20 protein-coding genes are annotated in these 21,703 nt (G+C 34.1%); 5 read left to right on the top strand and 15 right to left on the bottom strand.

The window, feature by feature from the left end; all coding sequences use genetic code 11:
- The first annotated feature begins 14 nt into the window (after positions 1–14).
- On the top strand, positions 15–512 hold the full coding sequence (locus tag GW534_RS16335) for a hypothetical protein (protein ID WP_246203941.1): 498 nt from the start codon (positions 15–17) through the stop codon (positions 510–512).
- On the opposite strand, the gene rlmH is transcribed toward GW534_RS16335, so the two are convergent.
- Positions 456–935, bottom strand: coding sequence for a 23S rRNA (pseudouridine(1915)-N(3))-methyltransferase RlmH (gene rlmH / locus GW534_RS05290; protein WP_161920021.1), 480 nt, complete (start codon positions 933–935; stop codon positions 456–458). The genes GW534_RS16335 and rlmH overlap by 57 nt on opposite strands.
- 253 nt (positions 936–1,188) lie before the next feature.
- On the opposite strand from rlmH, the gene GW534_RS05285 reads away from it, so the two are divergent.
- The 3 genes from GW534_RS05285 (at position 1,189) to GW534_RS05275 (ending at position 3,666) form a co-directional block, all read left to right on the top strand.
- Entirely contained in the window at positions 1,189–1,890 is a 702-nt protein-coding gene (locus GW534_RS05285) for an NAD(P)H-dependent oxidoreductase (protein WP_161920020.1), read from the top strand.
- A gap of 18 nt (positions 1,891–1,908) precedes the next feature.
- Positions 1,909–2,091 carry a hypothetical protein gene (locus tag GW534_RS05280; RefSeq protein ID WP_161920019.1) on the top strand — a complete coding sequence of 61 codons (183 nt, stop codon included), beginning with the start codon at positions 1,909–1,911 and terminating at the stop codon, positions 2,089–2,091.
- Positions 2,092–2,283: 192 nt separating this feature from the next.
- Positions 2,284–3,666: an amino acid permease gene (locus tag GW534_RS05275; protein ID WP_161920018.1), complete on the top strand. Its 1,383-nt coding sequence runs from the start codon at positions 2,284–2,286 to the stop codon at positions 3,664–3,666.
- Positions 3,667–3,713: 47 nt separating this feature from the next.
- On the opposite strand, the gene GW534_RS05270 is transcribed toward GW534_RS05275, so the two are convergent.
- Positions 3,714–4,991 carry an MFS transporter gene (locus GW534_RS05270; RefSeq protein WP_161920017.1) on the bottom strand — a complete coding sequence of 426 codons (1,278 nt, stop codon included), beginning with the start codon at positions 4,989–4,991 and terminating at the stop codon, positions 3,714–3,716.
- 385 nt (positions 4,992–5,376) lie between these two features.
- Between GW534_RS05270 and rlmD the strand changes: the two genes are divergently transcribed.
- Positions 5,377–6,762: a 23S rRNA (uracil(1939)-C(5))-methyltransferase RlmD gene (gene rlmD / locus GW534_RS05265; protein ID WP_161920016.1), complete on the top strand. Its 1,386-nt coding sequence runs from the start codon at positions 5,377–5,379 to the stop codon at positions 6,760–6,762.
- Positions 6,763–7,268: 506 nt separating this feature from the next.
- On the opposite strand, the gene GW534_RS05260 is transcribed toward rlmD, so the two are convergent.
- From GW534_RS05260 to rpsF, 13 genes are all read right to left on the bottom strand, one after another.
- On the bottom strand, positions 7,269–8,477 hold the full coding sequence (locus GW534_RS05260) for a S1C family serine protease (protein ID WP_161920015.1): 1,209 nt from the start codon (positions 8,475–8,477) through the stop codon (positions 7,269–7,271).
- Positions 8,478–8,629: 152 nt separating this feature from the next.
- Entirely contained in the window at positions 8,630–9,424 is a 795-nt protein-coding gene (locus GW534_RS05255; protein ID WP_161920014.1) for an MBL fold metallo-hydrolase, read from the bottom strand.
- A 321-nt stretch (positions 9,425–9,745) separates the two neighbouring features.
- Entirely contained in the window at positions 9,746–10,543 is a 798-nt protein-coding gene (locus GW534_RS05250; protein ID WP_161920013.1) for a two-component system regulatory protein YycI, read from the bottom strand.
- A gap of 2 nt (positions 10,544–10,545) precedes the next feature.
- On the bottom strand, positions 10,546–11,808 hold the full coding sequence (locus tag GW534_RS05245; protein ID WP_161920012.1) for a YycH family regulatory protein: 1,263 nt from the start codon (positions 11,806–11,808) through the stop codon (positions 10,546–10,548).
- A complete protein-coding gene (walK, locus tag GW534_RS05240) occupies positions 11,805–13,628 on the bottom strand; it encodes a cell wall metabolism sensor histidine kinase WalK (RefSeq protein WP_161920011.1) in 1,824 nt (607 codons plus the stop codon). Before walK ends, GW534_RS05245 begins: the two co-directional genes overlap by 4 nt.
- A 9-nt stretch (positions 13,629–13,637) precedes the next feature.
- Entirely contained in the window at positions 13,638–14,345 is a 708-nt protein-coding gene (yycF, locus tag GW534_RS05235; protein WP_161920010.1) for a response regulator YycF, read from the bottom strand.
- A 666-nt stretch (positions 14,346–15,011) separates the two neighbouring features.
- The gene (dnaB, locus tag GW534_RS05230) at positions 15,012–16,373 is read right to left on the bottom strand and encodes a replicative DNA helicase (RefSeq protein ID WP_161920009.1); all 1,362 of its coding nucleotides are present in this window, start codon (positions 16,371–16,373) and stop codon (positions 15,012–15,014) included.
- Positions 16,374–16,615: 242 nt separating this feature from the next.
- The gene (rplI, locus tag GW534_RS05225) at positions 16,616–17,065 is read right to left on the bottom strand and encodes a 50S ribosomal protein L9 (RefSeq protein ID WP_161920008.1); all 450 of its coding nucleotides are present in this window, start codon (positions 17,063–17,065) and stop codon (positions 16,616–16,618) included.
- Positions 17,062–19,032, bottom strand: coding sequence for a DHH family phosphoesterase (locus GW534_RS05220; protein WP_161920007.1), 1,971 nt, complete (start codon positions 19,030–19,032; stop codon positions 17,062–17,064). The genes rplI and GW534_RS05220 overlap by 4 nt, the downstream gene beginning before the upstream one ends.
- A gap of 69 nt (positions 19,033–19,101) precedes the next feature.
- The gene (locus tag GW534_RS05215) at positions 19,102–20,046 is read right to left on the bottom strand and encodes a YybS family protein (protein ID WP_161920006.1); all 945 of its coding nucleotides are present in this window, start codon (positions 20,044–20,046) and stop codon (positions 19,102–19,104) included.
- Positions 20,047–20,444: 398 nt separating this feature from the next.
- Complete coding sequence (gene rpsR / locus GW534_RS05210; protein WP_161920005.1) at positions 20,445–20,681, bottom strand: 30S ribosomal protein S18; 237 nt, start codon at positions 20,679–20,681, stop codon at positions 20,445–20,447.
- A 53-nt stretch (positions 20,682–20,734) separates the two neighbouring features.
- Entirely contained in the window at positions 20,735–21,220 is a 486-nt protein-coding gene (gene ssb / locus GW534_RS05205; RefSeq protein WP_161920004.1) for a single-stranded DNA-binding protein, read from the bottom strand.
- Between the two features lie 72 nt (positions 21,221–21,292).
- Complete coding sequence (gene rpsF / locus GW534_RS05200; protein WP_161920003.1) at positions 21,293–21,580, bottom strand: 30S ribosomal protein S6; 288 nt, start codon at positions 21,578–21,580, stop codon at positions 21,293–21,295.
- Positions 21,581–21,703 lie beyond the last annotated feature (123 nt).

The following is a 21,703-nucleotide window of genomic DNA, read 5'->3' as shown; positions in this document are numbered from 1 at the left end:
TGCAAGACAAATATATGGAAGCTTTTGAAAAGAATACACTCCCGATAGATATCCTTCAAGAAAGATTACAAAAGCTTTCCAATGAAAAGAGAGAATTAGAGCAGAAGAAAAATGAGATTCCAGTACATTTGAGTTCTTCTGATTCAAAAGTTATTCAACCGGAGCTTATTGAAATGCTGCTTGAAAAATTTCTATTCGTTTATAAACTGACATCAAGAGAAAATCAAAAACAGCTACTTCAGTTATTGATCGATAAAATTTCAATTAAACAAACAGGAAAATCAAGAACCATTAAAAACATTGAACTTGAATTCGATTTTACAGAAGTCAACATATCTAAAACCTTTATACTTATCCACATGTTGTATCGTGAAGCGGATAATGAAACTGATTATCCACAGCCAATACCCGCTTCCGACAATAAAATTCCACCTTATCTTCAACAATTTTTGCCTCTATTTATGGTACGGTTCATTCCTATTTATTCGAAACGCTCGATAGATTTGTTCTAATAAAATAAGTCTTATGAGCTGGTGGGGAAAGGTCATTTTGGAAAAGGAAAGGGCGAAGTTACTTCGTTTTTGCACTTCTTCACTAATTCCAAGAGACCCACCAATGATAAAAGTAAAATGACTTTTTCCATGGATTGATAGTTCATCAATCTTTGCTGCCAGTTCTTCAGAGGATAATAATTTCCCTTGAATCTCTAATGTAATAACATACGAATCCGGATGGACATGGGCTAAAATTCGCTCGCCTTCCTTCCGTTTTACTTCCTTCATTTCCGCTTCACTTAAATTTTCTGGTGCCTTTTCATCAGCTACTTCAACAATTTCCACTTTTGTATAACCTTTCAGTCGCTTTGTATATTCATCAATTCCCATTTTTAAATACTTTTCCTTTAATTTCCCAACTGATACAATTGTAATTTTCATTTCCAACGCCGTCCTTTATTTTCATTCATCTGCCAGTTTATCATAATTTCCACCTAACCATGAATCATTTTGGAATTTACATATATATTTCCCGGGGATAAAAGAATTTTAATAATTTTCAGGTTAATAATTCCCAAATGGTTATACTAATACTACATATAATAATTTCGAGCAGGATTATTTCGATTGTATTTTTCACATGCTATACTTTTATAATAGAAATATTGGAAAACAAAAAGGTAAGGAGTTAACAATGAAAACATTATTAATTGTTTCCCATCCCGATATTTTAGAATCAAGTAGTCAGCAATATTTTTTAAGTTCCTTAAAGGATTTTGCTGAAGTGACGGTTCACCATTTAGAAGAAGTTTATCCGGATGGAAAAATTGACATAAAAAAAGAGCAAGAATTGTTAAAAACACATGATCGCATTATCTTCCAATTCCCATTTTACTGGTATAGTTCACCACCAATGCTTAAACATTGGCAAGATGTTGTGTTAGAAGAAGGCTTTGCCCATGGAAAAAGGGGGAATGCTTTAAAAGGTAAAGAGTTCGGATTAGTGCTAATGATTGGTGTAAGTGAAAAGGAATATCAAGCAGGGGGGACTGAACTATTTAGTATTAATGAATTAACAAAGCCATATCAAGCAATGGCTCATAAAACAGGCATGATTTATTTAAAAACACTATCAATTTTCCAGTTTGCCTATATGGAAGAAGAAGAAAAAATGGATACATTAATTCGCTATTGGCAAATGCTTACGATGGAAAGTAATACGAGTCTTGCTTCCCGAGAAAAGTGGTTAATTTCCCAACTTAAAAAAGCAATGCAACGAACGGAAGACAAAAAGGATGCGGAAATTTTCCAATTTGCCATTGATTTAATTGAAGAAAACCGCTCCTCCATTGATGGATTAAAGATCGTTTTAGATCAAGTGCGCCAATCATTTTAGTAAAAGGAGGTTAATTCCTTGGAAAAAGAGGAATGGATTTTACACGAACTACAACGTATTTATGATAAAAGTAATGATTATAACGAAGTAACTCTCATTAAAGCAACACAGGAGATTATTCAGGAACAAGTAAAACGGATTGAACAAATGGAAGGGGAAATAGACGGTACCATTTGGAGCCCAAAACGTTGGGGCGAATAAATTAATTGCTGGAATTAATAAAAAATATCCCTATAGAAAAGAAGAATCAGCATTTCTATAGGGATTCTTTTTTATTACTACTACATTATTTTTTACTAAAGTTATTGATTTTTTATAAGAAATGTATAAAATATCAAATACACACTTTAATACTTTAAAGTTTAACACTTTACAGAAGAAGAGGTTTTTATTATGAAACATGCATTCTCTCGTAAGAAAAATATTTCTGATCTTTTAGAAAGGAAAAAGAGAACTAGGCTACCTCAAACTTTGAGTGGCTTTGATTTAATAATGCTTGGATTAGGTGCAATTGTTGGAACCGGAATTTTTATTCTTCCTGGAACAGTTGCCGCAACACATGCAGGTCCAGCTATTTCAATATCTTTCTTAATTGCAGCTTTTGTTTGTTGTTTAGCAGGTATGTGTTATGCCGAATTTTCTTCAAAAATACCGGTTACAGGTAGTGCATATACTTACGCTTATATTACTTTTGGGGAACTTATTGCTTGGCTAGTTGGTTGGGCGTTAGTTTTAGAATATGGATTAGCGGTTGCTTCAGTAGCAACAGGTTGGTCCGCTTATTTCAACGGATTGTTACAAGGATTTAATCTATCAATCCCACAAGCTTTATCAGGACCATTTAACCCAGCAGATGGGACTTATATAAATTTCCCGGCAATGGCTATTATTTTAATTCTTGCATTTTTACTTACTCGCGGTTTGAGGGAATCTGCTAACATAAATCGAATTATGGTATTTATCAAAATTGGTATTATTCTATTATTTATTCTTATCGGTGTTTTCTATGTTGAACCGGCAAATTGGCAACCGTTTATTCCTTTTGGATTTGAAGGGATTTTAAGTGGTGCGGCAATTGTCTTCTTTGCCTTTTTAGGTTTCGATGCTGTATCATCGGCTGCAGAAGAAGTGAAAAAACCACAAAGAAACTTACCAATTGGCATCATTGGATCACTGTTTGTCTGTGCGCTATTATATATGGCCGTTTCTTTTGTACTTACAGGAATCGTTCCATTCACTGATTTAAATGTAAGTAATCCAGTAAGTTACGCTATGCAACTAGTTAACCAAGGTTGGATTTCCGGTGTTATTTCCATCGGCGCTATCGTCGGCATGACTACCGTTATGCTTGTTATGATTTATGCTGGGGCTCGATTATTGTTTGCCTTAAGCCGGGATGGACTTTTACCGAAATTTTTAATTGAATTAAACAAGTTTCAAACTCCAGCAAAAGGGACATGGACTTTTGCCATTATCGTTGCTATTTTTGCAGGGTTTATACCTCTGGCACAGCTTGCTGAATTAGTAAATATGGGTACATTAATTGCCTTTTCTATGGTATCAATTGGTATAATAGCATTAAGGAAAAATAAAAATCTACCTACAGATGGTTTTCAAGTACCGTTATACCCTGTTTTACCAATCGTATCTTTTCTAGCTTGTCTATTTTTAATTTCCCAATTGTCTGTAACGACTTGGATTGCTAGTTTTATCTGGTTTATCCTTGGAATTATCCTGTATTTCTTATACGGAAAAAACAACAGTATACTAAATTAATTTAAAAATCGGGGCCGCTACTTAATGCAGTCCCGATTTTTGTAAATTTACGATATTGTTATATTTTCACTTTGTTCCTTCACTTCTTGATCTGGAACAAACATTAATACAATAAATCCAAGAATAAATAAAACTACTAAACTTAAAATACCAAAGGAAGAGTGGCCGGTAATTTGTGTTGTAATTCCAACTAAAAACGGACCGAGAACAGCTGCAAATTTACCAAAAATATTAAAGAACCCGAAAAACTCATTTGATTTTTCTTTTGGTACCATTTGGGCATAGTAAGACCTACTTAATGCTTGAATTCCTCCTTGAGCCGTTGCAACCATCATCGCTAAAATCCAAAAATCAAGTAAAGAATCAAGGAATAATCCATAAATACAGACAATTGTATAAATAATGATACCAACATAAATCATTTTCTTTGCGCCAAACTTGTTCGACAACTTACCGAATAGGATGGCAAAGGGAGCAGCTACAACTTGGACTGCTAATAAGGCAATTAATAATCCGGTTGCATCTAGTCCTAGGCTAGTTCCATAAGTTGTTGCAAGAGAAATAATCGTTCCTACACCATCAATGTAAAAGAAATAGGCGATTAAAAAGATGACGATTGTTCGATATTGTTTAATTTCCTTAAATGTTCCATAAAGCCTTCTAAAACTACTTGTAATAATCTTCGGTTCACGTTCTACAAAATGCATTTGTTTCACGTTTTTTAACATTGGAATGGTGAAAGCTAGCCACCAAATCGCTGTAATGAGGAATGAAATTTTACTTGCTGTGCCTGTTGAGATTGGTATCGTTCCATTACTAGCTAACATAATAATAGCAATACAAACGATAAATGGAATAACACTACCAATATAGCCAATCGCATATCCTTTCGAGGAAACTTCATTAAATCGACTTTCCTTCGTTACATCAACTAAAAATGCATTATAAAATAATCCCGCTCCACTTGCTCCTACCGATGTTAATACATATAAGGATACTAATAGTAACCAATTATCGTCGGGGACAAAGAGCAAACCGACTGTAGAGATTATTCCAATACCAGTAAAGAATGTAAAAAATTTTTTCTTCATACCACGATAATCGGCGATAGTTCCTAAGATGGGACCAAGCATTGCTAAAATAAACGTCGCAATGGAAACAGCATAGGAAAAAAAGGCAGTTGCATCTGCACTATTAACTCCCGCATTCGTCGCAACGGATCGGAAATAAATAGGGAAAATAGCTGTTGAAATGACAACGGAATAAGCTGATGTCCCCATGTCATAAAGAACCCAACTTCTTTCCGCCCTTTTAGTTTTACCCAATTTTTATAACCTCCTTAATATTATTCAAGGTATTAAAACTGCCAATGTTTAATTACTTTAGATGTCTTTAAATACAAATTATACGATACTACTACTAGTAGAATTATTGAGAAAATGTAAATTTCCTTTAATATTCAACAGCATGCCATTAAATTCCTTGATTTCTTCGAAGTTATTAATCTATAAAAATTTACTATAAAAAGGAGAGTTCATTATTTTCTTGCTTAATAACGGAAATACTATAAAATGATAAATACTTACCAATTGTATAATAGCGTTTCAAATCAAAGGTCATTCCGTTATAATGGGGAAGAATGTAAATTTCAAATGAGATTGAAAAGTTCGATTAACGATAGATAAATTTTTGCACAGAGGAGGTTATTCAATGGAAAACTTCGGTGAGACTTTTGTTACAGAAATCCGCCAGTTCGACAAAAAAGGTTCTGGACAAGCTGTTGTATGGCGTGAAAATGAACATGGAAATCCGAAAAAATTACGGTTAACTGTTCCACAGACGTTACCTGGTGAAAAGGTGGAAGTTACTGTAGATAAACCTGAAAAACGAAGAAGAAAAGCAATTTTACAACGAGTGATTGAACCTCATCCAGAACGTATTATTCCTCTTTGCCTACATTTTGACCGCTGTGGTGGTTGTGTCTGGCAACATTGGGAGTATACGGGACAATTAAAGGGAAAAACTGATTATGTTAAGGGCACCCTTGAGGCAGAAGGCTTTGATCCAAATCTTGTAAAAGATACAATCGGTATGAATAATCCGTGGCATTATCGAAATAAAATGGAGTTTACCTTCGCCCCAGATGGTTCCCTCGGGCTTCATGAACAAGGGAATTGGCGCAAAATTATTCCTTTAGAAACTTGTCTAATTGCAGGAGACCTAATGGTTGACTCAGCAATGGAGGTTGCCGCTTGGGCGAAAGACCATCAATTACCGGGTTATAATAAAGATACCCATGAAGGTTTACTAAGACATTTAATGGTACGTCAATCCTTTGCAACAGGGGAATTAATGGTCGCTTTATTTGCCACAGAGGCACCCGAAGGAAAATTAGAGGCTGCGAAAACAGACCTTATCAATCGACTAACTGAAAAATTCCCACAAGCAAAAAGTGTATTATGGCTTGAAAACCGCGATTGGGCAGACCGAACTCAATCAGAAAAAACGCATATTCTTGCTGGGCGTGACTTCATTTATGATGAAATGGCTGGATTCCGTTACCGTTTATGGTTTGATACGTTCTTCCAAACAAACCCGACACAAGCACAAAAGCTAGTGGAACTTGCGATTGAAATGGGCGAACCTAAAAAGACAGAAAAAATGATTGATTTATTCTGTGGTGTTGGTACATTTTCTTTACCATTTGCAACTAAAGTGAAAGAACTTTACGGAATCGAAATTGTTGAAAAATCAATTGAATCAGCAAAACGTAACGCTAAAGATAATGACGTTGAAAATACAGGTTTTTTAGCTAAAGATGCCCGTCATGGTATTGATCAAGTGCTAGAAGAATTCGGTAACCCGGAATTATTATTACTTGACCCTCCTCGTTCTGGAGCCGGTGGAAAAGTAATGCGAAAAATCGGTCGTTCACAGCCGGACCGTATTGTTTATGTTTCTTGTAATCCAGAAACATTTGCAACTGATATTAAAGAACTTGTACCATTTGGCTATAAACTAGTGACTGTTCAACCTGTAGACTTATTCCCACATACTGTCCATGTTGAACTTGTTAGTTTACTTGTAAAAGAATAATTAAGTAACTAAAAGTTATAATAAAACAAAAAAAGGACTTCCTCAGCCTTGTATGAATAGGTTATGGAAGTCCTTTTTATACTATAATTTGTAATTTATCAACAAATTATAAACAACTTACTAACATGCGGACGGTGTACTTTACCATTTTACATCGAAAAATTTTGTTTATAAACATCCTATTTACAACTTACAAACAAGTTTTCCACATAAGTTATCCACATACCCACAGATTGTATCCATATTTTGTGTGAGAATGTTAGTTCGCCACAATATATCCCATTGATTATCCACAGTATCCACATTTTCCTGTTGGTAACTTTTCCACACAATCGGTTCAATCTTGGTAGTTCTTCAGTCTCGATAACCATTTCTTCTAATACGTATTCTGCATGTTCTTAACAACCGTAAATTATAACCATTCCCCCTTTATTCCCTTCACTTATTACCAAAAAGACACTCTTTTAAATCAAGAAAAAATTAACATTTTACAAGTTAAATGTGATCTAGTCTTTATTTTCCGTTAATGTTATGGTTGTTTCACCATATTTCCCATTACGGTAGTATCCGACTCTAATTGAATCACCTATTTGTGTCTCTTTATATAAGTATTTGCGAAACTCGATAATAGAGTGCACCTCATGTTCGTCTAATTTAACTATGACATCATATTGCTTTAATCCTGCTTTATCAGCTGGGCTTCCTTGCTCTACTCCTGCAATAAGAATGCCAGATTTTACATTGATTGGGAGATGCAATGTTTGCTGTTGATGATATATTGAAATATCACTTAATTCTTGTAAAGAAATTCCAATATACGGCCGTTTAACTCTTCCAAATTGTTCAATGTCTTCAATTATTGGTATTGCACTATTGACAGGAATGGCAAAACCAATGCCTTCCACTTCTTGACGAGCAATCTTCATAGAATTAATACCAACTACTTGACCAGCAATATTAATAAGTGCACCGCCACTGTTACCGGGATTTATTGCTGCATCGGTTTGGAGCACCTCTGCGTTCCAATCAACAAAACCGTCATTATTAAAGTCCATTGGTACTGTTCGTTCTAACCCAGAGACAACCCCTTGGGTAATGGAACCTGCAAATTCTAAACCTAATGGGTTACCAATGGCAATAACAGGTTCTCCTAGTTTTAAAATGTCTGAATTTCCAAAGGGCGCCACTGCTTTTACTGCCTCTCCATCTACTTTTAAAATGGCTAAATCTGTCCAAACATCACTGCCAAGTAATTCCGCATCCACCTTTGTTCCATCTGATAACGTTACTTCAATTTGATTTGCTCCTTCAATAACATGATGGTTCGTCACAATATAAGCATAGTCACCTTGTTTTTTATAAACGACACCCGATCCAGTTCCCGCCTCTTGGGCTTGGGACCAAAAACTTCCCCCTTGTAAATTTGTAATTCCTACTACTGCATCAAATACTTTTTCGACTGCCTTTGTTACACTGGTATCTACTTCATAGGAAATTTGTTCAATTGTTTGACTTTGGTTTTCCATCCTTGTATTTGAATCCTTTATAGGAACATGACTATTCGAACCATTATTTGAAAATTGCAGAAATAAAATAATTGATAATGCGCCTATCATTGCCCCTATAAGACTAGAGAAAAAATATCCCCCTTTACGTTTTTTTCTTTTTTGATCATCGTAAAAATGATTATATTCATCTTGGTTTCGTTCACTCATTTGTCATTCCCCTTTATCAATTCTTCGTTTTATAAGCATTATTTCCTACTTTCTTCCTTCTTATGTATAAACAAAAAAGCTGTTCGAGTTATCATGAACAGCCTCTTATACTTATTCTTTTAATTGAATAACAACAAATGACCTTCTTCTTTTTATACCGCTTTTAGCGTCGTTGGTGTCTTTGGGTCGGTATCGTATAAAGAAAATTGTTCACCAACGACAAAACCTTGTTGTTCCAGAACTTGGGTAACAGACAACCTTGCTAATTCTTTCATATTATTATCTTTACTTAAATGAGCTAAGTAAATTCCTTTTGTCCTGTCACCAATACATTCACTCATTGCCAAAGCTGCATCTTCATTCGATACGTGACCAACATCACTTAAAATTCTTCTTTTTAAATTCCAAGGGTAGTTTCCCATTCGTAACATTTCCACATCATGATTACTTTCAAAAATATAGTAATCCGCATCCTTGATCGTACCAATCATTCGATTGCTTACATAACCTGTGTCTGTTATAATAACAAGCTTTTTATCCCCTTGATGAAAGATGTAAAACATTGGTTCTGCTGCATCATGGGAAACTCCAAATGATTCAATATCTAAATCACCAAAGTTTTTAACTGTTTCCATATCAAAGGTAAATTTTAAATCTGTAGGAATTTCGCCAATCGACTGAGACATTGCTTGCCATGTTTTTTCGTTGGCATAAATGGGGAGTTTATATTTTCGCGCTAAAACACCAACACCTTTAATATGATCGGCATGTTCATGGGTAACTAAAATGCCGTCCAAATCCTTCGGTGAGCGATTTATTTGTTGAAATAAGGCTTCCATTTGTTTTCCAGTAAAACCGGCGTCTACTAGAAAAGCTTTTTTCTCTGTTTCAACATATATTGCATTACCCGTACTACCACTGGCTAGTACACTGAAATTTAGTGCCATTAACGTTCACTCCAAAATTGTCTTATAAACTATGATTCTATAAAAACACGCACTTAACTGTAAAGGAGCTGTCCAAAAAGTCAGTCCCTTGAACAATAGTGATAGATTATTGTTTCGTTGGCGGGCGCTTTCCGCGGGCACGGCCTCAGCCTCCTCGAAGCTTGCGCTCCTGTGGGGTCTTCGGCTCGTGCTATTCCCGCTGGAGTCGCCGCCAACTTAACTTCAAATATCACTATTTTGGACTTATTAGACAGCCCCCTTATTTAACCTCTTTCATCATATCACAGATGGGTATTTTAAAAAAGTTGCACTTCATTCCAATTACTCAACAATTTCCCTTTCCTCATTAAACACGTGACCTTCAATAGCATTAATAAAGTACTCGGCATCACCGTTAACAGTAATTCGCCAAGTCGGGGCTAACAGTTGAGATTGACTTTGAGGTTGATTTGGTTCTCCAGAAACTAGTGAATAATAACCGAGTTCGACATTTGATACGACACTTTCTGTTTGTAATAAATTTTTACTTAACAGTATACTCAAGGCTTGTTTCGCTGTTATAATGTTTTGTTCTTGTATTTCTTGTATATTTTCAAGCATATTTTGCGTATAGGAGATAATTTCGTTATTGTCATTTAATTGAATGACAATTTGTGAGCTTTCATTATTAAATAACATTTGATTATTATAAGTTTGGTAATAAATGATCTGATTTGTTTCCTTATCATAGTTCCAATACTTATATTGCTCCCCTTCCAAAACCGATGATTGGACGAACTCATCAATATCATCTACTTCCCAATTTTCTTCATCAAGTGGAATTGGAATTTTAAAGTCAACTTTAATACCTGAACCAAAATTAACGATTTTTTGATTGTCCATTTCAACATCATCGATACTTATTTGTTTTACTTCTGCCTCTATATATGGTGCAGAAGTAGGTTCCGTCGGTAATTCGATTACTTGAATATTTTGTGCTTCTAATCTTTCATCAATCGTAGTTTCTTCAATTGTATCGAAGGTATTTTCATTACGTTGACTAATTAATTGTTGAATCAGGAAAATATCCAATAATAGAAAGGTAATAATGAAAATTGTTTTTGCCCTACTCCAATCCATTGCTAATCCCTCCTAGGGTTCACTTCCGAAAATTTTCGCCAACTATTATTCTGTTTATAGAACCAGGAAGGTTGCATCTCTTTTTCAGGGCCAGAACTGTAAAATATTCCTAAGTCATCGAACTTAATATTCTCAGCATTTAGTTTCTCAATAATTTTTTCTCCTGATTCAATCTCCACATTTTCAATGGAATAGGATACATACTCAACAAAAGGACGTTGATAAGAATGAACTTTATTATCGCCAATTTCTATTTCAATTCTTGAGTGATCATTGGAAACAGGATAATTTTTCAAATACAATTGAAACACAACTTTATTTGGCTTTTGAAAAACATTTGAATAATAATACGAATCTGTCCAACCACTATGGCTATTAATGTATTGAACACTTGTTGTAATCATATCACCAAGTTTTTCCTCAGTGTTTTCTGGAATAGACGTATTTACATAAGTTAATTTATTCGTGACCGGATTAAATTTTAATAAGCTTGTCCCGTCAGTAAATGAATTTCCATCCTGTTTTACAAAGTTAGGATCAGGGAATAGTGCCTTCTTAAATAAATCAAAAGACAATTGCTGGGTGTGAATTCTGAAGCTAGGTAAATCCATTTTTTCATTTTGTACATAAATATATTTACCAATATTGTTACTTAATGCAATGTAGTCATAGCTCTTTTCTTCAAACTCGTCCATGACTTTTTGGTAGTCCTCTAAATGAGTAGCTTTTACCCTTGCTTTTATTACGGTACGTAAGTCTGCTGTTGCAAAATAAACGATCCCATCGTCATTTACGACATCGTTCCGAAAGATGAAAATTTTATTAAATACAGCTTGTTCAGGAATTTCCTCTGAGTTGACACTGACATTAAAAATCGATTTTGTTAAACTAAAGGGAACATCACCAGGATATTGGAAAATTAATACTTGATTTGCTGCGATATCTTTAAATTTATAATTAAACTCATCGGTACTATTTTGAAAAGAATAAAATTCCCAAGTTTTTAGTTCGTCAACAACTTTTTTAATCGTCACCATATTTTGTGTACCTTTATAAATATCTTCATCAGTACGATAAACAACTTTCATTGGATACACTAACTCTTTAATATCTTTTTTCTCACTAATATTCACTTCGTTGACATACTCTTGGTTTTCCCGTGCAAAGCCATAGTTTTGTTGAAAGGTAACGATATTCCAAAACAAAATTATACTTAATAACACTAACCCTGTTAAAACAATTGATTTAACTTGTTCAATTTTCAATAAAAATCATCCCCTTGGTCACGATCAAAAGGAAGAGTAAAATGAATGGTTGTCCCTTTTCCTTCGATACTAGTAGCCCATATTTGGCCATGATGTGCTTGTATCATTTCTTTAGCGATTGCAAGTCCTAAACCTGTGCCGCCAAATCTTCTTGCCCGTGCTTTATCAACACGATAAAAACGCTCAAATATACGGTGGATATTTTCCTTAGGAATGCCGACACCTTGATCTGATATTTTCACTTCAATATGCTCATGATACATAATCACTTGACACGTAATTACTCCTCCATCAGGCGAGTACTTAAGGGCATTTGAAATAATATTATCTAGTACTTGTGTAATTTTATCTTGGTCAATGTTTACCATGATTTGCGTTTTAGGAATTTTTCTCACGAATTCCACATTTCGATCCTTCGACATTTCAAAGCGATCGATTATATGGTTAAAAAATCGACTAAAATCCAATCTTGCTTTATTTAATACATAATCTTTACTATCCATTTTTGATAATTGTAGTAAGTCATTGACTAGACGAATCATTCGTTCTGTTTCATTTTGGGTTACATTTAAAAATCTCGGTGCAATTTCTTTATCTTTCCATGCTCCTTCTGAAAGAGCTTCAAGATAACTTCGCATTGTTGTTAATGGTGTACGTAATTCATGGGATACATTAGCAACAAACTCCCGACGATCACGTTCAATTTTCTCCTGTTCGGTAATATCATGCAATACAACAATTAAACCATTCATGATGCCCGTTTCTTTCTGAATAATAGAGAAGTTTGCCCGAAGGATAAACGGATTTTCCTTAGTACTAAAATCAAGAATCACAGAATCTGTTTCCTCCGTTAATTCCTCAAATGTATATTCACCTTCTAAACCTAATACCGAAATTATTGGTTTAGAAATTACTGTTTCACGTGAAACATTCAGCATATATTCAGCTGCTTCATTTATTAATATAATTCGACCTCTGCGATCTGTTGAGATAACACCATCGGTCATATATTTTAATATGGAGGATAATTTTCGCTTTTCACTATCGGTTTTTGCTTGTTCATCTTTTAATTTTCGTGACAAATTATTGAACGCATTAGCTAATTGGCCAATTTCATCGTTTCCATATACTTTAACTTTTCGAGAAAAATTCCCCCTTGCCATTGCTTGGGCTTGTTTTTCCATATCCATTATTGGGCGTGTAACAGTTTGCGCAACAAATACAGCAAGCACCGCGGTTATTCCTAAAGCGATAGCTGTCCCTGTTACTAACACACCTGTAATAACTTGAATTTGGCTGAAAACTTGTTCAATATCCCCTTCTATATACAGTACCGCTTCTACTTGATCATTAACATGAATCGGGACATATAAGTACCATACCCGTTCGTTATTTTCATTTTGTAATGTGTTTTGAATCGTAGATGCTGTGACAATCGTACGAGACACATTTTTATCCGTTGTTTTTTGTCCAACGATTCCTTGGTTATTGTAATCTGAAGTAGCTAATACACGTGAGTTTTTATCATAAACCATTATTAAATGAATATCATTGGACTTGTTTTCATACAATAACGAACGTATTTCAGTTCTTAATGATTCAAGACCATCTTCGTCACGTTCAACTATAAATTCCTGTTCAATATTATATTTTAGTAAATTAACTCTGTTTAAAATCGAATTCTTAAAGTTATCGGTAAGTTTCACTTCTAATTCGCGTACAAAATAAACACCGATTATTTGCATCGCTATTAAAATTAGAAGTACAAAAAACAGGATGAACTTTAAGCGGATCGATGAAAAGATAGAAGACTTTTCCATTCGTTTCTATTACTCCTGCTCAGGATTTTGTAAATAATAGCCTACACCACGACGAGTTACTAACCAACCAGGATGGCTAGGATTATCCTCAATTTTTTCACGTAAACGGCGAACAGTTACATCAACAGTACGAACATCTCCAAAATAGTCGTATCCCCATACCGTTTGTAATAAATGTTCACGTGTCATAACTTGTCCAGGATGTTTTGCTAAATAATATAAAAGTTCAAACTCTCGATGGGTAAGTTCAATCGTTTCACCACGTTTTGAAACAACATATGCATCCGGATGAATTACTAATGAACCGATTGCAATTTCATTCGACTCATTTTCTTGGCTTGCAGTCGACACTTGTTGATGTCGGCGAAGATTCGCTTTAACTCTGGCTAAAATTTCCCGTGTACTAAAAGGCTTCGTTACATAGTCATCAGCACCGAGCTCTAAACCAAGTACTTTATCAATTTCCGAATCCTTTGCTGTTAACATAATAATCGGCATATCGTATTTTTTGCGAACTTCTTTACAAACTTCCATCCCATCTTTTTCCGGAAGCATAATATCCAGTAAAATAAGATCTGGTTTATGTTCCTCGACAAGTTTTATAGCTTCATCGCCATCGTAAGCACAAATCACTTCATATCCATCATTTTTTAAATTAAACTCTAAAATATCTGCAATTGGTTTTTCATCATCAACGACTAATATTTTTTTATTCAATGCATTTCTCTCCTTTCAATCAAAGTCACGTTAAATTTTCTATAATAAACTTGGAGACAAATATCTAGTGTTTTTTTGAAAACTTTTATTAATACTACTTTAACATGATGATATTTAGAATTCACTTTATTTCCTTTTCTATGAGCACAAAAGGAACATTAATTCAAAATTGTTCCCTTTGTTTTTATAGTACATTTCATTATACCTTTATTATAAATCTTAAGTTTTTTAAATATAAACGACTTAACAATATTAAATACAATTATAATTAAAGGGGTTGACTCCCTCTACATTAAACAGCTAGTAATTCCTTCGCTAGGTGTTGCAGAGATTGGACTCAGACCCCTGTTTTAAGATCCTTATAAGATTTCATTAAAAGTTTTTTAATCGTTTTGTAAACTTTTTTATTGATAGAAATGTAATTCTTCCACTAGTAATACTCCAAATTCACCGTGATTTGTATTTCAAATCTATTAATACTTTAACATAATTACAGTGGCAGAAGATAAAACGTCTTTAAAATGTAATTAAATTGTATAATTTCTAGAAGTTAATTGAAATATTGTCTTAAATTTGTTTTCTATTTAATCATTTTCATACTAAAAGAATTTTCACTTCCGAAAACAATAAAAAGCAATGGTCTGTCATGACCGATTGCTTTTACTATTATGCACCAGGTGGAATGTCAGCATCATCAAATCTTCTTTCTAAATTAACGAACTTACTAAATTCTTTAGCAAATGCAAGTTGTACTGTACCTACTGGACCATTACGTTGTTTAGCAATAATGATCTCAATGATATTTTTGTTTTCAGTTTCTTTATCGTAATAGTCATCCCGGTATAAGAAGGCAACGATATCTGCATCCTGCTCGATACTTCCTGATTCACGAATATCTGACATCATCGGACGTTTATCTTGTCGTTGCTCTACGCTCCGTGATAACTGCGATAAGGCAATCACCGGAACTTCTAATTCACGGGCTAATGCTTTTAATGAACGAGAAATTTCCGAAACTTCTTGTTGTCGGTTATCTTGTCTACCGTCACCTTGAATTAACTGCAAGTAGTCAATTAGAATCATCCCTAAACCACGTTCCTGTTTTAACCGGCGACATTTGGCCCGCATTTCCGCCATCCGAATACCCGGTGTATCATCGATGTAAATTTCGGCATTAGATAGACTACCCATTGCCATTGTTAACTTTCTCCAGTCCTCATCGGATAAATCACCGGTACGTAAATTTTGAGCATTAATATTCCCTTCTGAACTGAGCATCCGCATTACAAGCTGCTCGGCACCCATCTCAAGGGAGAATATAGCTACAACTTCATCGGTTTTTGTGGCAACATTTTGGGCAATATTTAAGGCGAAGGCTGTTTTACCAACGGAAGGACGAGCGGCAACGATAATTAAATCGTTCTTTTGGAAACCAGCAGTCATCTTATCCAACTCAGTAAATCCAGTTGGAATCCCAGTAATTTCCCCTTTACTACTTGCCAATGTCTCAATCTTATCATAGGCTTCTACTAAAACATCTTTAATACTAATAAAGGAACCTGCACTTTTACGCCCTGACACTTCCATTATCTTTTTTTCAGCTTCAGAAAGTAGGCTTTCAACTTCATCTTCTCGGTTATATCCCTCTTGGGCAATTTCTGTAGCTGTACGAATTAATCTGCGTAAAAGTGATTTTTCTTCAACGATTCGTGCATAGTAATCTACATTGGCAGCCGTCGGAACAGCGTTAGCTAACTCCATAAGATAGGATACGCCACCGATATTTTCCAACTGCTCTGTTGCAGCCAATTCCTCTGTAACTGTAACGACGTCAATGGCTTTACCTTGATCGCTCAGTTTTAAAATAGCCGAAAATATTTTTTGGTGGGAACTACGATAAAAGTCTTCAGGAATCAGTAACTCTGAGGCTACAGTTAAACTTTCCGGTTCAATTAAAATAGCACCTAAAACCGCTTGTTCCGCTTCAATATTTTGAGGAGGAGTTCGGTCTATTAACAAATCATTCATTCGTATCCAAACCTCCAATAATATACTTTTAACATCACATACATACTTTTATATAAATTTATTTGTTTTTTATTTTATAAGTTAATTATACTATCAATCTATCTTTTCCAGCATAAGAAAAAGGCTTACTCAAACGCTAGAAAATCCTCTTCATTGATTTTCGTGGCTTCGAGCAAGCCTTTCGTTTTCTCTTTTTTCATTTTAACATGAACAAATATAGTTTACGATGGAAATATTTTCGCTTATTTTTCTTCTACAACATGAACATCAAGTGTCGCCATAACTTCTGAATGAAGTTTAATATCTACACGTGTCACACCGAGAGAACGAATAGCATCTTCCATTTCAATTTTACGTCTATCAACTTTGATATTATGTTGTTTTTGTAACTGATCAGCAATTTGTTTAGATGTAATGGAGCCGAATAAACGACCACCTTCACCAGATTTTGCTGTAATTTCAACTTTAATGTTAGCTAATTTTTCTTTTAATTGTTTTGCTTCTTCTAATTCTTGTTGAGCTTGTTGTGCTTCTTTTTTCTTTTGTGCTTCTAACTTTTTCAAGTTTGCAGGTGTTGCTTCAACAGCATAACCATTTTTTATTAAAAAGTTTTGCGCGTAGCCAGCAGCTACATTTTTCACTTCACCTTTTTTACCTTTACCTTTTACATCCTTTAAGAAAATAACTTTCATTTTTCTTTGCCTCCTTCTAAATACTTATCAATGGCTTCTTTCAGTCTTTGTTCAACTTCTTCTATCGAAGTCTCGTAAAGTTGTGTAGCCGCATTTGTTAAGTGACCACCACCTTCAAGTTCTTCCATAATTAGTTGAACATTTATATTTCCTAATGATCTTGCACTAATCCCAATTAAATCATCAGGTCTTCTTGAAATAACGAAAGCTGCTTCTACATCTTCCATCGTTAAGAGAATATCGGCCGTTTGGGCGATTAAAACTTGGTTAAGAATCTCGTCTGGTTCTCCCTTTGTAATAGCAATGCCATTATTATAGAATTCAACTTTTTCAATGAGTTTTGCACGTTTTATATACGTATCGACATCTTCTCTTAAAAACTTTTGTACTAAAACAGTATCTGCACCTTTTGATCGTAGGAAGGACGCAGCATCAAAGGTTCTAGAACCTGTTCTCAAAGTGAAACTTTTCGTATCAACAATGATTCCTGCAAGTAATGCTGTTGCTTCCAGTATATCAATTTTACTTAACGGTTGATATTCTAACAACTCAGTTACTAATTCAGACGTTGAAGAAGCATATGGTTCCATATATACAAGTAATGGATTTCGTACAAATTCTTCACTTCGTCTATGATGATCGATAACAACGATACGTTCAATCCGGTCAACTAATCGTTCTTCAATGACTAGGGAAGGTTTATGAGTATCAACAATAATTAATAAAGCATTATTAATATTTAAATCCATCGCTCCTTGAGGCGAAATAAAGTGATCATAAATATCTGATTTTGCTTTTATTTCTTGTAAAAGTTTTTGTACCCCAGAATCTATTTCCTGTTCATTTAGTATAACATAAGTTTCCTTTTTATAAATTTGCGCGATTTTTAAAACACCGATAGATGCACCAATTGCATCCATGTCAGGATATTTATGCCCCATAATAAAGATTCGGCTACTTTCTTGAATTAATTCACCTAAAGCATGGGAAATAACACGTGCTCGAACCCTCGTCCGTTTTTCCATCGGATTTGTTTTACCGCCATAAAATCTTACCCGGCCGTTCATTAATTTAATGGCAACTTGGTCACCACCCCGACCTAAGGCTAAATCTAAACTCGACTGGGCAGAAGCACCTATTTCAGGTAACGAATTTAGACCAACTCCAACACCGATACTTAACGTTAATGGGATATTGTTTTTAACAATCGACTCTCTCACTTCATCTAAGATTGAGAACTTATCTTTTTCTAATTCGTGTAATATTTCTTTATTTAAAAAGGCAGTGTAACGATCGGAACTAACTCGTTTTAAATAAATCCCGAAATGATTAGCCCATTCATTTAACAAGGAAGTAACTCGGCTATTTAAAGTTCCTCTTTCACGGTCATCCATCGCTTGAGTAATTTCATCATAATTATCTAAATAAACAATAGCAATTACTGGTTTTTCATTTTCATATTTTTTCTCAATAATCGCTTGTTCTGTAATATCGAAAAAGTATAGTAACTTTTCTTCTTTTTTATAAACCATACGGTATTGATGATCGTAAATTGATACCTTTTCACTTTCGATTTCTTGTTTAATTATCGGAATAAGCATGTCCGCCACATCATATAGTGAGCGACCGATAAGTGAATTTTCCTTTAAACAAGAAGCCATATATGGATTGGCCCACTCAATTGTATAGTCATCATTAATTAAAAGTATACCAATGGGCATCTCTAACAGTGCTTCATCGCCTACTTTTTTCACCCGATAGGATAATGATGATATGTATTTTTCGGCTTCTACTTGAAAAATTTTATCGGCTTTAATTAATAAATAATAAAAACTAATCGTTACAATGATATTAATGATGGCTAACCACCAATTATAAAAGATGCAAATGATACTTAGTATCATCATTAAACTTAAGAAAGTTATTAATATCCTTTTTATCCTTTTCTTTCTTAAAAAGATTGGCATATATTCCAACTCCTAAATAAAGTAGAAAAGCTTTTCACACAAGGTTTTACATTCACTTTTACTTATGTTTTAGCTTTTCTTTCTTATCCATTGGCGTAAACCAAAGCCTATATCAACAATGCCTATGATTCGTGCCAACGTGTTAAATAAAGGACTAATAATAACGAGGATCGTCCCAATAATTGGCCAAACCTTTTTAACCCCTTTTTCATAGGATAGGAAAAATAAAAATGAAATACCTTGGATTACAAATAAAAATTGTAAAACAAATAAAATATTTGCAATGGCATTAAATAAAAATGTACCTTCATCAGCTTTAACAAATAGTGAGATTAATACAGTTATTAAATAATACCATATTAAACTTCTTGGTAATGTAAGATTTCTAAATTGGCTTGCTTCCGGAACAGAGAAACCAAATCTTTTCAGTATAGGATACGATATTGTTTGAATAAAAAGCACAATTACTCCAGAAGCCAAAATAAACATAGAAGGGATTAAAGTAATCAATTGTTGTTTAATTAAAGGTAATGTCTCTTTAATTAACGAAACATCCTGTCCGGTACTTTCCAAAACCGATATATATTGTTGGAAAGCATTTTCTGACATTTCTATTGTTTCTTGGATAAAGTTCATATCAAATAACAATATTGCGCCAATATAAAGTAAAACTGTACAAGCTAAAAAAGTTAATGTTGTTGCGGAAAACGTAATGAAACGATCCTTTCTTCCAAGTAAACACCAGCCAAATACTATACCGACCATTCCATATAATATTGTGACAGGAAGTGCAACAATATCAACAATATTACCGATAATCAATGTTAATATTAAGGAGCCTACAAAAAAGAATAAACCATGCTTCAAATCATACTTCGCTGTAAAATACGTAAAAGGTAATGCTAATACGAATGCAACAATCAGCCAGAGAAACGGAAGATAAAGAAATATAAATAATAAAACACCGTATACAGCTAGTAAAATTGCACCTTCCGTTAATTTATTTGTTTGCACATGAACACCTCTACAACTTATTAGTTTTTCTAGTAGTATTGACTACATAATAATAAGACATAAATATATTTTAACGATTATTGTAATATGCTTCAACTTTGGTTATGTTAATTTAAAATATAGCAGTTAAAATAACTTTATCAATGGAAAAAAGCTAAGATAGTAAACAATATCAATAATTTATAATGTATTTACTAATTTATATAAAATTTTTTCAAAGATATAAGTAAATGAAGCCTCTACAAAAGAAGTGGTCCCCTTAAAGCCATGGATGAAACTTCAATTAATCCTCAAACCTTTAATATGTAGGTAAAAGTTTTAATAATTTCATTTACTTTAAAAGATGATTTAAATAAAAAAAGCACGAAGGAATTATAATCCTTGTGCTTTTTACATCATTATTTATCTTCTGCAACATATGGAAGTAATGCTACTTGACGTGCACGTTTGATTGCTCTTGTCAACATACGTTGATATTTAGCACTTGTACCAGTTACACGACGAGGTAAAATTTTTCCACGTTCAGAAATAAACTTTTTAAGAAGATCAACATCTTTGTAGTCGATGTGAGTGATGTTATTTGCTGTGAAATAGCACACCTTTTTTCTTCTTCCACGACCTCTACGTCCTGCCATTATATATACACTCCTTTCCTATTGTTATATCCGTATCATTCGTTCATTTTTATTTAAAATGGTAAATCATCATCAGAAATATCAATCGGTTGCCCGCTGTTGAAGATTGAATCCTCATTTCTTGATGGACCTTGATTTTGATTCTGATTATCAGATCCAAATGGTCTCGCATCAAAATCAGGGTAACCTGCTGATGGAGGATTCTGACGATTTGACGCACCTCTTGGTTCTAGGAATTGAACACTTTCTGCCACAACCTCTGTTACATACACTCTACGACCTTCCTGGTTATCATAACTTCTCGTTTGAATACGACCGTCAACGCCTGCCAAACTACCTTTTTTCAAGAAGTTGGCCACATTTTCAGCCTGTTTTCTCCAAACAACACAAAGAATGAAATCCGCTTCTCTTTCACCTTGTTGATTCGAAAAAGGACGATTTACTGCAAGTGTAAAAGTAGCAACAGGTACACCATTTGGTGTATAGCGAAGTTCTGGGTCTTTTGTTAAGCGTCCAACAAGAACTACTCGGTTAATCATCAGAATCACTCCTTATTTTCAAGGGAACGTTTCACGTGAAACATTCCTAATATTTATTGCAATTTATTTAAATTATGCTTCTTCTTTAACAATGATATGACGAATAATATCTTCGTTAATTTTTACTAAACGATCAAATTCTTGAACTGCTGCAGGTTCAGCTACGAAGTTAACGATTTGGTAATAACCTTCACGATAGTCTTCGATTTCATAAGCTAAACGACGTTTACCCCAATCCTTTGATTCAGTGATTTCAGCACCATTATCAGTTAAGATTGTGTTGAAACGTTCTACTAGAGCTTTTCTAGATTCGTCATCAATATTTGGACGGATGATGTACATAGCTTCGTACTTTTTCATCACATTCACCTCCTTTTGGACTTAGCGGCTCTTTAAAAAAAGAGCAAGGAGCAATAAATATATTACTCACGATATAGAATTATAACATAATGTTTTTATGGGCGCAAACGTTTGTTAATTTTT

Source organism: Pallidibacillus pasinlerensis, from assembly GCF_009996845.1.
Classification (GTDB): Bacteria; Bacillota; Bacilli; order Bacillales; family Caldibacillaceae; genus Pallidibacillus; species Pallidibacillus pasinlerensis.
Note: the sequence above shows the minus strand (reverse complement) of the source record. Positions and strands in the feature narration are given on the sequence as shown.